Raw genomic sequence first — 13748 nt, 5'->3', positions numbered from 1 at the left:
GCGGGCTTGCCCCGCGCCGGGCTGCGAAGCAGCCCCTATCTCAGGCGATGTGTCCCATCTGACACACCGCGGCACCTTAAGAAGGGGCTGCTACGCAGCCCAGCCCGGGCGGTGCGACGATTCGACAAGCCCGCTCACTACAAATAGGCGCTTACTTGCGCGCCGCCTCCCATTGTTTAAGCAGGTCGTTGTAGCCGACGGTCTCGCCTTTGGGCTTCTCGTTGGCCAGTTTCGGCTTGGGTGCGCCCGGTTGGTCGAACCAGTATTGCGCGTCACGCTCGGGGTTCATTTTCGGGCCGCACACCGGCTGCACCTTGGAGCGCTCCAGGCGCGTCATGATCGCGTCCTGCTCCTTGGCCAGGTTGTCCAACGCCTGTTGCGGGGTTTTCTCGCCGCTGGCGGCGGCGGCGATATTGCTCCACCACAGTTGCGCCAGGCGTGGGTAGTCCGGCACGTTGGTGCCGGTAGGCGTCCACTCCACGCGGGCCGGGCTGCGGTAGAACTCCACCAGCCCGCCGAGTTTCGGCGCCATGTCGGTCATGGCCTGGGAGTTGATGTCGGACTCACGAATCGGCGTCAGACCGACGATGGTTTTCTTCAGCGACACGGTTTTCGAGGTCACGAACTGCGCATAGAGCCATGCCGCCAGTTTCTGCTTCTCGGGGGTGGACTTGAGGAACGTCCAGGAACCTACGTCCTGATAGCCCTTTTTCATGCCCTTTTCCCAGTAAGGCCCTACCGGCGATGGCGCCATGCGCCATTTCGGTGTGCCGTCGGCATTCACCACCGGCAGGCCCGGTTTGGTCATGTCGGCGGTAAACGCGGTGTACCAGAAAATCTGCTGGGCGATATTGCCCTGGGACGGCACCGGGCCGGATTCGGAGAAGGTCATGCCCGCTGCTTCCGGTGGCGCGTAGGCTTTCATCCAGTCCACGTATTTCTGGGTGGCGAACACCGCCGCCGGGCCATTGGTGTCGCCGCCACGGGTGACGCTGGAACCCACCGGGTGGCAGTCCTCCACGCGAATGCCCCACTCGTCCACTGGCAAACCGTTGGGCAGGCCTTTGTCGCCGCCGCCGGCCATGGAGAACCAGGCATCGGTGAAACGCCAGCCCAGGGACGGGTCTTTCTTGCCGTAGTCCATGTGCCCATAGATGCGTTTGCCGTCGATTTCCTTGACGTCTTCGCTGAAGAATTTGGCGATGTCCTCGTAGGCCGACCAGTTCACCGGCACACCGAGTTCATAGCCGTATTTTTCCTTGAACTTGGCTTTCAGCTCCGGGCGTTCGAACCAGTCGGCGCGGAACCAGTAGAGGTTGGCGAACTGTTGGTCGGGCAGTTGGTAGAGCTTGCCGTCCGGGCCGGTGGTGAAGGACAGACCGATAAAGTCTTTGAGGTCCAGGGTCGGCGAGGTGAAGTCCTTGCCTTCGTTGGCCATCAGGTCGGTGATCGATTCGGTCTTGCCATAGCGAACATGGGTACCGATCAAGTCGGAATCGTTAACCCAGCCGTCATAGATGTTTTTATCGGACTGCATCTGGGTTTGCAGTTTCTCCACCACGTCGCCTTCCTGCAGCAGGTCGTGGGTCAGCTTGATCCCGGTGATCTCGCTAAAGGCCTTGGCCAGCACCTTGGATTCGTACTCGTGGGTGGTGAGGGTTTCCGACACCACGTTGATCTTCATCCCACGGAACGGCTCCGCAGCTTTGATAAACCACTTCAACTCTTCGAGCTGCTGGGCTTCGGTGAGGGTGGACGGTTTGAACTCGCTGCCGATCCATTTCTTCGCGGCATCTTCGTAGGCATCGGCCCAGGCCGAAGCGCTCAAACCGCTGAGGGCCAGTACGGCGGCCAATGAAATGCTATGTCGCAGCTTATTGTTCTTATTCAACATAGAGACCTCCTGGTTGTTTATTTCATAAGGGCATCAGCCCCAACGCATCACACTCAACAGCCATACCAGGGACAGCGCGGACGCTACCCAGATGCTCCAGTCGGTAACGCCGATTACCAGCAGATGCAGGTAGGCGCTGCCGAGAAGACCGATAAACAAACGATCGCCACGGGTGGTGCTGATCGGCAGAAACCCGCGCCGCGGGATGCTCGGCGAACGCAGCTCCCAGGTAGTCATGCCCGCCAGAATCAGGGCGATGCCGCCAAAGAACAGTGCGGTGGGGGTGGTCCAGGCCATCCATTCCATCATCGAATCCTCTAGACCCGGCCCAGGGCAAAGCCCTTGGCCACGTGGTTACGAACAAACCAGATCACCAGCATGCCCGGCAGGATGGTCAATACCCCCGCCGCTGCCAGCACGCCCCAGTCAATACCGGAGGCCGACACCGTGCGGGTCATCACCGCCGCGATGGGCTTGGCGTTGACCGACGTGAGCGTGCGCGCCAGCAGCAGCTCGACCCAGGAAAACATAAAGCAGAAAAATGCCGTCACCCCGATGCCGGAGCCGATCAACGGAACAAAAATCTTCACGAAGAACTTAGGAAACGAGTAACCGTCAATGTAGGCGGTTTCGTCGATTTCCTTGGGCACGCCGGACATAAAACCTTCCAGAATCCACACCGCCAACGGCACGTTGAACAGGCAATGGGCCAGCGCCACAGCGATGTGGGTGTCGAACAGGCCGATGGAAGAGTAGAGCTGGAAAAACGGCAGCAAAAACACCGCCGGCGGCGCCATGCGGTTGGTCAGCAGCCAGAAGAACAGGTGCTTGTCCCCCAGAAAGCGGTAGCGCGAAAACGCATAGGCCGCCGGCAGCGCCACGCTCAGGGAGATCACCGTGTTCAGGCTCACGTAGTACAACGAATTGAGGTAACCGGTGTACCAGCTCGGATCGGTGAAGATCACCTTGTAGTTGGCCAGGGTGAAATCCTGCGGAAACAGCGTCAGGCCGCCGAGGATTTCAGTGTTGCTCTTGAAGGACATGTTCAGCAGCCAGTAGATCGGCACCAGCAGGAACAGGATGTACAGCAACAATGGAATCAGCTTGCGTTTGCTCATGTTGGCGGCCTCAGCGGTTGGCGTCGGAGTGGGTCATGGCGGTGTAGAACAGCCAGGACACCAACAGGATGATCAGGAAATACACTAGGGAAAACGCCGCCGCCGGGCCCAGGTCGAATTGACCTACCGCCATCTGGGTCAATGTCTGACTCAGAAACGTAGTGGCGTTACCCGGTCCGCCGCCGGTCAGGACGAAGGGTTCGGTATAAATCATGAAGCTGTCCATAAAGCGCAGCATCACCGCGATCAACAGCACGCTCTTCATTTTGGGCAACTGGATATGTCGGAAAACTGCCCAGGCCGAGGCACGATCGATACGCGCAGCCTGGTAGTACACGTCCGGAATCGCCCGCAGGCCGGAGTAACACAGCAGGGCCACCAGTGAGGTCCAGTGCCATACGTCCATCACCAGCACCGTGACCCAGGCGTCCATAGTGTTGGCCGCGTAGTTGTAGTTGATCCCCAGGGTGTTGAGGGTCGAGCCCAGCAGGCCTATATCGGCGCGGCCGAAGATCTGCCAGATGGTGCCCACCACGTTCCACGGAATCAGCAGCGGGATAGCCAGGATGATCAGCACCAGCGACGACCAGCGACCTTTGGTCGGCATGGTCAGGGCAATGGCGATACCCAGCGGGATTTCGATCAACAGCACGCAGGCCGAATAGATGAACTGGCGCAGCAACGAGTCGTGCAGGCGCGGGTCGAGCAGCACCTGCTTGTACCAGTCGGCCCCGACAAAGTAGCGGCTGGACTGGTCGAAAATGTCCTGCACTGAGTAGTTGACCACGGTCATCATCGGGATCACCGCACTGAACGCCACCAGCAGGAACACCGGCAGTACCAGCCACCAGGCTTTGTTGTTCTGCACCTTGTTCATGGCAACACCTCCAGCAGGTAGTCGTCGGCGTAGAGCATCAGCCATTGCGCGGGGAAACTGATGGAAGCCTTGTGTTCGGGCACCGGTTTGTCTTCGGCCAGGCGCACTTTGAGCGTCGCACCGTCGAGAGTGAGGGTCATGATCTTGTAGGTGCCGAGGTCTTCCAGATGCATAACATCGGCTTGCAGGGCGTCAGGGTTGTGCTCGTCCCAAACGTGGATAAATTCCGGGCGGATGCCGACCTGCAACCTCTGGTAGCTGGTCTCGGCAAGGCGCTGTTGCATTGCAGTGGATAGCGGCAGGTGGGTGCCGGCAAAGCGGACCCCACCCGCCTCGGCCTGCACCTGGATCAGATTCATCCCAGGGCTGCCGATGAAATAGCCGACAAAGGTATGGCTGGGCCGTTCGAACAGTTCTCGCGGCGTGCCGAATTGCACAATCTGCCCGCCGTACATCACCGCGATTTTGTCGGCGAAGGTCGAGGCTTCCAACTGGTCGTGGGTGACGTAGACCATGGTGATATTGAACTGCTCATGGATCTGCTTGAGCTTGCGCCGCAGCTTCCACTTCAGGTGCGGATCGATCACCGTCAACGGCTCGTCGAACAGGATCGCCGACACGTCGTCACGCACCAGGCCGCGGCCCATGGAGACTTTTTGCTTTTCGTCGGCAGTGAGGTTGCGGGCTTTCTTGTTCAGCAGGTTTTGCAGGTCGAGGACTTCAGCGATTTCCTGCACTTTGCTGTGAATTTTCGCCTCGGCCATGCCCTGGTTGCGCAATGGAAAGGCCAGGTTGTCGAACACCGTCATGGTGTCGTAGACCACCGGGAACTGGAACACCTGGGCGATGTTGCGTTTTTCCGGCGTAAGGTCGTTGACCACTTGGGTATCGAACAGCACCTGGCCTTCGGACGGGCTGAGCAACCCGGAGATGATATTAAGCAAGGTCGACTTGCCGCAGCCCGACGGGCCGAGCAAGGCGTAGGCACCGCCCTGCTCCCACACATGGTTCATTGCCCGGATCGCGTAGTCTTCAGGCCCGCTCGGCGTAGGACTGTAACTGTGCGCCAGGTTCTGCAAATGGATCTCGGCCATCAGGCAACCCTCGCGACACGGCGCCCGGGGGCCTGGACCAAGCGGCCCTGACCATCGAACACAAACAGTTTATGGGTGGGGATATACACGCGGATCGGCGCATCGACGTCGTACTCATGCACCCCCGGTAGGTGCAGCACCAGTAGGAAATGTTCGCTGCGCACATGCAAAAAAGTTTCGGAGCCGCTGATCTCAGCCACTTCCACGGTCACCGCCAGCTCCAGGTCATCGTCGTTGCTCGGCACCAGGCTGATATGGCTGGGGCGTACGCCGAAACGGAACTCGCCCTCTCCGATCGGACGCAGGTCCACATTGAGGGGGAAATGCACGAAATTGGCGAAGCTCACTTCGTTGCCGCTGATCCGCCCGGGCATCAGGTTGATCGGGGGTTCGGAAAACAGCTCAGCAGCCAGTACCGTCTGGGGCTGGTGATAGACCTCGGCGGCCTTGCCACTCTGGATCACCCGGCCTTCGTGGAGGATGGTGGTGGTGCCACCCAGGGCCAGGGCTTCGTTGGGCTCGGTGGTGGCATAGATGGCGATGGTGTGCCGCGCGGCGAACAGCTCGCGCATTTCCTGACGCAGCTCTTCGCGCAGTTTGTAGTCCAGGTTCACCAGCGGCTCGTCGAACAGGATCAGTTCGGCATCCTTCACCAAGGCCCGGGCCATGGCGGTACGTTGCTGCTGGCCACCGGACAGTTCGAGCGGGTGGCGTTGCAGGAATTTTTCGATGCGCAGCATCCTGGCGGTTTCCAGCACCTTGCTCTGGATCAGCTCATGGGCCATGCCGGCCTGGCGCAACGGCGAGGCGATGTTCTCGAACACGGTCATGGTCGGGTAGTTAATGAACTGCTGATAGACCATCGACACATTACGCAGGCGCACCGGCTTGTGGGTGACGTCCACGCCGTTCATCAGGACGCGGCCGCTGTCGGGCTTGTCCAGCCCAGCCATCAGACGCATCAGGCTGGTCTTGCCGGAGAGCGTCCGGCCAAGCAGAACGTTGAAGGAACCGGGTTCGAAACGCAGGTTGGCGTCGTCGATCCAAGTCTGGCCTTCGACAACGCGGGAGACATGTTCCAGGGTCAATGACATGACACGACCTTTTTATTATTGGAATGAATCTGGCCAGTCGTCAGAGCGAGTTTCGTGCCAAAAATGCAGGTACTTGATTCACAAGGAAATGGGGCTTAGGTGATGTTCAGGAGTGAACAATTTGGTTGAGCAAGTGAACAGTTTGGGGCTTGACAGTGAACAGTTCTGAACAACACTCTTTGAAGCCGATTGAATGCTCAACGCATTTTGTAGCGGTGGCGTCAGTAGATTGCGCAAGACCCCAAAACAATAAAAAGAAGGTCGCCCCATGGCCGAACCCTTGGCTCACGACACCATCATTCAGGACTCCTGGCGCCGTTGCCGCGCTTTTGGCCTGGACCACCAAAGCCCCCCCAGCTTTGACCAGTTGCCTGCCGAGGGCATCAGCCAATTGCTGGAGAGCCAGCATTCCCTGGTGCAGACCACTCACCAGGAAGTCCTGCCCTACTACGAAAATATCCTCAGCAACTCCAACTGCCTGATCATGCTGGCCGACAACCAGGGCCAAGTGCTGACGTCGTGGGGCACCCAGCGTTTTATCGAACCCAAGCTGGCCCGTGGTTTCAGCGCTGGCGCCAGCTGGCTGGAGCGCGCCAGCGGCACCAATGCCATCGGCACCGCCTTGGCCTGTGCCCAGGCGGTGCACATCGCGCACGACGAACACTTTCTCAAGGCCAACCGCTTTATGACCGGTTCCGCGGCGCCGATCTTCGATGCCCAGCGCGAAATCATCGCGGTGTTGGACGTTTCCAGCGACAGCTACCTGCCGCCCTCCCATACCCTCGGCATGGTCAAGATGATGAGCCAGACCGTGGAGAACCGGTTGATCCTCAACCTGTTTCGCGGCGAGCACTTCCAGCTGACCTTCAACACAGGTTTGAGCAATCTCGATAGCCAGTGGGCGGGGTTGCTGATTTTCGATGAAAGCGGCCAGGTCCTCTCGGCCAACCGGCGCGCCGACAACCTGCTGGGCATCAGTTTGTCGTGCGTGATGATCGACAGCCTGTTCAAAGTGTCCTTGCTGGAATTGCTCAACCAGCCCGAAGGCTTGCCATTCTCATTGCAGGCGGCCGGGCGCAACCGGTTCCAGTGCCTGCTCAAGCGCCCCCTCCAGCAGCCGGTGCAGGCCCGCGTATTTACCGAACCTAAGGCTCGCGAACCGCGCCCTACGCCTGCCCCCACGGCCATCGGTCTCAAGACCCTGCACTTCGGCGACCCGCGCGTGGAAAAAGCCGTGCGCCAGGCCGAGCGCCTGCTGGAAAAAGACATTCCGCTGCTGATCCACGGTGAAACCGGCGTGGGCAAGGAAGTGTTCGTCAAAGCTTTGCACCAGGCCAGTTCCCGCAGCCGCCAGGCCTTTATCGCGGTGAACTGTGCGGCGATTCCCGCCGAATTGGTGGAATCGGAGTTGTTTGGCTACGAAAAAGGCGCGTTTACCGGTGCCAATCAGAAAGGCAGCATCGGCCTGATCCGCAAAGCGGACAAGGGCACACTGTTTCTCGATGAAATCGGTGACATGCCGCTGCCGACCCAGGCGCGGCTGTTGCGGGTTTTGCAAGAACGCTGCGTGCAACCGGTGGGCAGCAGCGACCTGTTCCCGGTGGATCTGCGCATTATCTCCGCCACCAATCGAGCCTTACGCGAGTGGGTGCAGGCCGGGCGTTTCCGCGAGGATTTGTACTACCGCATCGGCGGCCTGACCCTGGAACTGCCCCCATTGCGCGAACGCCGTGACAAACAGGCGCTGTTCCAACAACTGTGGCAACAGCATCGCGAGCCGACGCAAAGGGCCGGCTTGAGCGCCGAGGTGCTGGCGCTGTTCGAGCAGCACCCTTGGCCGGGCAATCTGCGCCAGGTCAGCAGCGTGCTGCAAGTGGCGCTGGCGATGGCCGAAGAGCAGCCGATCCGCGTTGAGCATCTGCCGGACGACTTCTTCGTCGACCTGGACCGGGCAGCGCCGGCCCCAGCCAACGATGGGCTGGACGACAGCGACGACCTGACCCGGCGCCTCAAAGCCGCCGGCGGTAATATTTCCCACCTTGCACGGGAGCTGGGAGTGAGCCGAAACACCTTGTATAAACGCCTGCGCCAGCACTAGCGCGGCTTGACCACCACCAGCAGATCGGTGAAGTACTCGACCTGAATCGGCAGGTTATCGGCCAACGCCGACAGCGCCGCCGAGGTGTCATCCAGCTTGAACACCCCGGACACGCGCATATCGCCCAAAGCAGCGGCGTCGAACCGCAACAGGCCGTGGCGGTAGCTGGCCAGGGTTTGCAGCACCTCGGCCAAGGGTTGGTCGTTGACCTTGAGCAGGCCACGGGTCCAGGCGTCCGCGTCGGCATTACCGATAGACTGGGGCGGCTGGGCGCGGCCGTGATCCACCACCGAGCGTTGCCCGGCCGTGACCTTGACGCTGTCGCTTTCCTGCCCTTTGACCGCCACGGTGGACTCGATCACCGTCACCACCGTCGAGCCGTCCGCCGCGCGCTTGACCAGGTAGCGCGTCCCCAACGCCGTCGCCGTGCCTTGGTCGGTGCGCACCACGAAGGGCCGTTGCGCGTCCTTGGCCACATCGACCCACAGCTCCCCCTGCAACAGCTCGATCACCCGCTGATGGCCGTCGAATTTCACGTCCACCGCCGAGTTGCTGTTGAGCTGCAACTGGCTGCCGTCTGCCAGGGCGATTTGGCGGCGCTCGCCGACGCCGGTGCGCTGGTCGGCCATCCACACCGGCATATGTTCCAGGCTCAGCCATCCGCACAGCAACACACCGAGCAGGCCTACCACCTGGGCTCCGCGCGCGCGTGGCGTGGGAAAAGCACGCTTCAGGGCAATGCGCGCCGGTTGCGCGGGAACGGTGTCGAAACTACCCCACAGGCCGCGCATACGCTCGATGGCCACCCCGTGGCGCGGGTCGGCCTGGCACCAGGTCTCGAATGCCCGTCGCTCGGCTTCGCTGACATCTTCGTCGTGCAGACGCGTCAGCCAATTCGCCGCTTGCTGAATGATCTGTTCGGAACTCACGACAGCGGGTCCGCCGCATGCAGGCTGTGGTAGCTGTGCACCAGGGCACTGGAAATGTAGTTCTTGACCGAGCTGGGGGACACGTTCAAGCGCAGGGCTATTTCGCTGTAGGTCAGCCCGTCGAGGCGGCTCAGCAGAAACGCTTCGCGGGCCTTGGCCGGCAAACCGGTGAGCATCTCGGCGATACGCTCCAAGGCTTGCAGTGCCACATGAATGGCTGCCGGATCGGGCATGCCGGCATCTTCGCTTTGGATTGCCAGCGCTTGCAGATAGGCTTTTTCAATGCGCCGCCGACGCGCGCCATCGATCAGCAGGCGCCCCGCCGTGGTCGCCAAAAAAGCTCGCGGTTCTTGGATGTGCTGCGGCTCGGATAGCATCAGCACGCGGATAAACGCATCGTGGGCCAGGTCGGCGGCCTGTTGCGAGCACCCGAGTTTTTTGCGCAGCCAACCGTGCAACCAGCCATGGTGTTCGCGGTACATCGCCGTAAGGGTCTGCTGACGCACTGAATCGCCCAGCGCGGCCGGAATGTCATGCATGCGCAAAAACTTCTCAAATGGGAAATATTACCAATTGCGCGAACAATGCCAGTAAAACGCTATGGGAGCAAGGGCTGACACGCGGCTTAACGCCAGCTCCACGACACACCGGTGTAAATGCCACGACCGTCCGCCGGGGTTGAACGCGCGGCATCCAAGCCGTTGTCGTCGTAACCGGGCGTCACGGTGTTGGCGTAACGCCGGTTGGTCAGATTGCGCAGGTCGACCCAGGCTTGCCAGTCTTGTTTGGGGGCGTCGTAGCCGAAGGTGGCGCCCAGTGTGGTGTAGGACGCGGCGTAGTAGGAATTGGCGTAATCCACCGCCACTCGCGACGAATGCTCAGTGTTGAGGCTGGTGTAGAACCCCGTCGGGTGGCTGTAGCGCAGTTGCGCCTGGTAATAATGCTTGGGGATGCCCGGCAAGGTATTGTCGCCAAAGCGCTCGTCGTCGCGGTAATGGAAGTCACTGAAGGTGTAGGCCTGGCGCAGGGCGAGCTGACCGTTGCGGCCGCCCTCCCACAGCGGACTGAGCAGGCTCAGTTCCACACCCTGATGCACGGTGGGGCTGGCGTTGGACTCGGCGATCGCGGCATTGGAGGTGGCTGTTTGCGCCTGGGTCTCGACGCTGAGCAATTCGTGGCGCACCTCGGAGCGGTACAGCGCCAAGTCCCACTGACCAAACCACTGCTCGCCCCGCCCGCCGATTTCCAGGGTAGTGGCGGTCTGGTTTTTCAGCTTCACGCCTTCACGCTGCAAGCCAGTGGCCGGGCCGCTGTCTTTAGGGAAATAGCGGTTGGAACCCCAGATCATCGACCAGGCGTGCGGCGGCTCCACCGAACGGCTCAGGTTGCCGTATACCTGCAATTGCGCGGTGAAGTCATAGCGCAGGCCGATGCGCGGTGCGTAGTCCCAATCGTGTTGGCTGACCGGCGTGCCCGTGGCCGGGTAGGTCACTTCGGTTTCGCGGCGGGTGTAGATCGCCGCAAGGCCGGTGGTCAGCCACAGGTCAGGAACCAGTTCCAGGTCGTTGCCCACATGCAGCACGGTGTCGGAACCCAGGTAGCTGTAGTCGCGGGTTTTAGTGCCGGGAGCGTAGGACGCAGTATTATTCGCGGGAGTGCGTACATATTCCGACGTGCCATTGTTGGGCATTGCCTGAGTGGTGCGCAGCCCCACGGTGGTCTTGCTGTCGTGGCCGAACAGTGTGTCCTGGCGGATGTAATTGAGGGTGCCGCTGATATCGGCGTAGGCGACTTTCAGGCGATTGGTGCCTTCGCGCAGGTCCATGGGGTAATCGTGGTAGGCCAGGCCTACCTCGACCCGACTGTTGTCATCCAACTGCAAAGTGGTCTTGTTGGCCAGCCAGGTGGAACCGGGTTGCAAGCGCTTGGAATCGCGGGCGGCATTGAGGCGATTGGCCGCGCGTGGATCATGGCTGATCTGGTCACGGGTGAGTTTGCCGGGGGTGTCGTTGGTGGTTTCGCGGTAGCGCAGGTAAAAACGCGTCTCCAGATTCGGGTTGAAGCGATAGCCGAAGTTGGCGGCAACCCCTTTGCCGGTGGCGGCGCTTTGGTGCTGATAGCCGTCGGACTCGGAATCGGTAAGGCTGATGTAGTAATCGGCATCCCCCAGCACCTGGCCCGAACTGATCTCACGCTGCCCGTAGCCACGGCTACCCATCTCATAGCGCAGTTGCAGCTTGGGCGCGTCGTAGCCGGTGCGGGTCACGTAATTGACTGCCCCGCCCAGCGCCAGCGCGCCTTGGTCAAAACCGTTGGCTCCACGCAACACCTCGACCCGGCTTTGCCATAGCGGGTCTTTGAGTTCGTAGGGGGTGCCGCCGGGGCCAGTCAAAGGCAGGCCGTCGAACATTTCGTACAAGCCGGAGGCGTGGGCGCCTGGCCCGCGGTTGAGGCCCGAGCCGCGAATGGACAGTTTCACCCCTTCGTTATTAGCCGCCTTGGCGTACACCCCAGCCTGGTACTTGAACACGTCCTCGTTGGAACTGACCCGCCCCTGCTGCACGCTGTTCATGTCGATGTAGTTAGTGGCGCCAGGCACGCTGCGCAATTGCGCCTGGGCCACTTCGCCAACGCTGGCCTCGCTGCTGGTGACTTCCACCGGCGCCAATTGCAGTTCTTCGGCATGCGCCAGGGAGGTCAGGGCCAAGGCAGCAAACAGAAACGGAGGTTGACGCAACAGCATGAGGGCAAATCCTTGAAATTCGGAGGCGTGCGAGGCTTGGCCCAGCACGCGGGCAGTGTTGGGAAGGCAACGATGGGCGACAAGTCACGCCCGATTAGCACATCGAACTTTCCCACGGCAGCATCAGAACCGGATAAAGGCAGAACAGCGCGTCGCAACCCGACGAAACCTCCAGGACCTGCGTGAGGTCCACTGCTCAACTCACCGCGCGCATTCAAAAGGAAACCACTATGTCGCTGACCCACGAAGGTACCGCCCATGTACTCCTGGCCTCACGCCACCTCGGCGCCGAGCCGGAGGAATGCCCGAACCCATCGGTCAATATTCGTCTGTCGGAAAATGGCACGCCGACCATCGTGCGCCTGGAGGCGGATGGTCCGCTGCAATGGCCGGGGCACGCCAACCATGTCACGGTGACATTGCCCCAGGGGCGGGAAATAAAGGGGGTGATCGTGGAGATCAATCGGCAAACAGATAACGCCCACTGGCTGACGTTCAGCCTGGATGACTGAACGCACTTCGCCCGTTAGTGGCCTGACCGAGCGCGTCAGGCGCTATTGCAACTCGTTGGCAAAGCGCCCTACTGCACTGACCACTTGCTTGGCGCCGCCTTGGATTTCGTTGATGACCGCACCGGCCTGATTGGCCAATGTCAGGCCTTGCTCGGCCTGTTCGCGGCTGCTGAACATTTCGGCGATGGCTTCATCGGCCAGCCTCTGGTTCTGTTGAACCACGCTGACAATCTCCTCCGTCGCGGCACTGGTACGACTAGCCAGCTGCCGGACCTCATCGGCGACCACCGCGAACCCTCTGCCCTGTTCACCCGCACGCGCGGCCTCAATGGCCGCATTGAGCGCCAACAGGTTGGTTTGCGCGGCGATACCACCGATGGTCTGCACAATTGCACTGATCAACAATGATTGCTTGCCCAGCGCCTCGATGCTGCCGGTGGCCGACTGCATTTGCGTGGCGATGTTCTGCATGGTCTGCACGGTATTTTGCACCACCGCCGCGCCGCGCTCGGCGGTCACATCGGTTTGCTGTGACACTTCATAGGCTACGCCGGCAGCTTCCTTGACCTCCGACTCTCTCAAGACCTGGTCGGTTACCACACTGGCAAACTTGACCACTTTGCACAGGTTACCTTCGGCATCGTGCACAGGGTTGTAGGTCGCTTCGAGCCACACTTCATGGCCACGACTATCCACGCGTTTGAAACGGCTGGCCACGAATTCCCCACGGTTGAGCGTCTGCCAGAAATGGCTGTACGCCGGCGACGCCGCTTCCTGTGCGGTGCAGAACATGCTGTGTTTTTTGCCCACGATCTGGTCGAGCGTATAACCCATGGCATCGAGAAATTGTTTATTGGCGGTAACTACGGTGCCATCCAGCTTGAACTGGATGACCGCCGTCGAGCGCAACAACGCGTTGATAAACGCTTCGTTTTCCTTGCCGGTTTCGATGGCGCGAGTGACTTCTGCGCCGTAACCCTGGACCTGTAACAGCCGACCATCACGGCCATTGATCGGGAGCCAGGTCAAATTGAACCAGGCCAGGTTGCCATCGTTGCGCAGAAATCGGTAATCATCCCTGACCGGCTCAACGCGCGCGACCGACGCGCTGAAATTTCGAAAGCACGGCAGGTCCTTGACGTAAGGAGGAACGATTTCCTCTAGCAAGCGCCCCTCTATTTGCTCACGGGAATAGCCCAAGGCCCGCGCGAAACCCTCATTGACGGCCGTGATGCGAAAGTCGGCATCCAAGCGTATGGAGATCATGCCTCGATCACATTGAGCGACGAGTTGACGGAGCAGGAAGAGTTCATCGTCCTGGTCCAGAAGGTCCTTCTTCAAGCGTCGATTAAACATGTTGGCGTCCACTGAGGGTTGTCATCACTGCAT

The 13748-nt window shown here is 60.6% G+C and carries 12 protein-coding genes; 2 read left to right on the top strand and 10 right to left on the bottom strand.

What is annotated here, in order from left to right:
• Positions 1 to 151: 151 nt before the first annotated feature.
• From YA0848_RS10160 to YA0848_RS10135, 6 genes are read right to left on the bottom strand one after another with little or no spacing between them, the layout of a single operon-like run.
• Positions 152 to 1894 carry an ABC transporter substrate-binding protein gene (locus tag YA0848_RS10160; protein ID WP_034114134.1) on the bottom strand — a complete coding sequence of 581 codons (1743 nt, stop codon included), beginning with the start codon at positions 1892 to 1894 and terminating at the stop codon, positions 152 to 154.
• A gap of 33 nt (positions 1895 to 1927) precedes the next feature.
• Entirely contained in the window at positions 1928 to 2200 is a 273-nt protein-coding gene (locus YA0848_RS10155) for a DUF2160 domain-containing protein (RefSeq protein ID WP_003232363.1), read from the bottom strand.
• An 11-nt stretch (positions 2201 to 2211) separates the two neighbouring features.
• Complete coding sequence (locus tag YA0848_RS10150; RefSeq protein WP_034098580.1) at positions 2212 to 3012, bottom strand: carbohydrate ABC transporter permease; 801 nt, start codon at positions 3010 to 3012, stop codon at positions 2212 to 2214.
• A 10-nt stretch (positions 3013 to 3022) separates the two neighbouring features.
• Complete coding sequence (locus tag YA0848_RS10145) at positions 3023 to 3889, bottom strand: carbohydrate ABC transporter permease (protein WP_198731263.1); 867 nt, start codon at positions 3887 to 3889, stop codon at positions 3023 to 3025.
• On the bottom strand, positions 3886 to 4983 hold the full coding sequence (locus YA0848_RS10140) for an ABC transporter ATP-binding protein (RefSeq protein ID WP_169903169.1): 1098 nt from the start codon (positions 4981 to 4983) through the stop codon (positions 3886 to 3888). The genes YA0848_RS10145 and YA0848_RS10140 overlap by 4 nt, the downstream gene beginning before the upstream one ends.
• Positions 4983 to 6077: an ABC transporter ATP-binding protein gene (locus tag YA0848_RS10135; RefSeq protein WP_123480049.1), complete on the bottom strand. Its 1095-nt coding sequence runs from the start codon at positions 6075 to 6077 to the stop codon at positions 4983 to 4985. The genes YA0848_RS10140 and YA0848_RS10135 overlap by 1 nt, the downstream gene beginning before the upstream one ends.
• Before the next feature lie 268 nt (positions 6078 to 6345).
• Between YA0848_RS10135 and YA0848_RS10130 the strand changes: the two genes are divergently transcribed.
• Complete coding sequence (locus YA0848_RS10130) at positions 6346 to 8175, top strand: sigma-54-dependent Fis family transcriptional regulator (RefSeq protein WP_169903170.1); 1830 nt, start codon at positions 6346 to 6348, stop codon at positions 8173 to 8175.
• Here the strand turns inward: YA0848_RS10130 and YA0848_RS10125 are convergent.
• The 3 genes from YA0848_RS10125 to YA0848_RS10115 all read right to left on the bottom strand — a co-directional run bounded on the left by YA0848_RS10125 (position 8172) and on the right by YA0848_RS10115 (position 11847).
• Entirely contained in the window at positions 8172 to 9104 is a 933-nt protein-coding gene (locus YA0848_RS10125; RefSeq protein ID WP_034098591.1) for a FecR family protein, read from the bottom strand. The two genes, YA0848_RS10130 and YA0848_RS10125, sit on opposite strands and share 4 nt — an antisense overlap.
• Positions 9101 to 9643 (bottom strand): sigma-70 family RNA polymerase sigma factor, encoded by a 543-nt coding sequence (locus tag YA0848_RS10120; RefSeq protein WP_169903171.1) that lies wholly within the window; start codon positions 9641 to 9643, stop codon positions 9101 to 9103. The genes YA0848_RS10125 and YA0848_RS10120 overlap by 4 nt, the downstream gene beginning before the upstream one ends.
• An 86-nt stretch (positions 9644 to 9729) precedes the next feature.
• Positions 9730 to 11847: a TonB-dependent receptor family protein gene (locus YA0848_RS10115; protein ID WP_169903172.1), complete on the bottom strand. Its 2118-nt coding sequence runs from the start codon at positions 11845 to 11847 to the stop codon at positions 9730 to 9732.
• Positions 11848 to 12077: 230 nt separating this feature from the next.
• On the opposite strand from YA0848_RS10115, the gene YA0848_RS10110 reads away from it, so the two are divergent.
• Complete coding sequence (locus YA0848_RS10110; protein ID WP_034098596.1) at positions 12078 to 12359, top strand: hypothetical protein; 282 nt, start codon at positions 12078 to 12080, stop codon at positions 12357 to 12359.
• 42 nt (positions 12360 to 12401) lie between these two features.
• On the opposite strand, the gene YA0848_RS36400 is transcribed toward YA0848_RS10110, so the two are convergent.
• Complete coding sequence (locus YA0848_RS36400) at positions 12402 to 13715, bottom strand: methyl-accepting chemotaxis protein (protein WP_103387584.1); 1314 nt, start codon at positions 13713 to 13715, stop codon at positions 12402 to 12404.
• Positions 13716 to 13748: the final 33 nt, after the last annotated feature.

This window comes from Pseudomonas sp. S4_EA_1b (assembly GCF_016307435.1).
In the GTDB taxonomy this organism is placed as follows: domain Bacteria; phylum Pseudomonadota; class Gammaproteobacteria; order Pseudomonadales; family Pseudomonadaceae; genus Aquipseudomonas; species Aquipseudomonas rhodesiae.
Note: the sequence above shows the minus strand (reverse complement) of the source record. Positions and strands in the feature narration are given on the sequence as shown.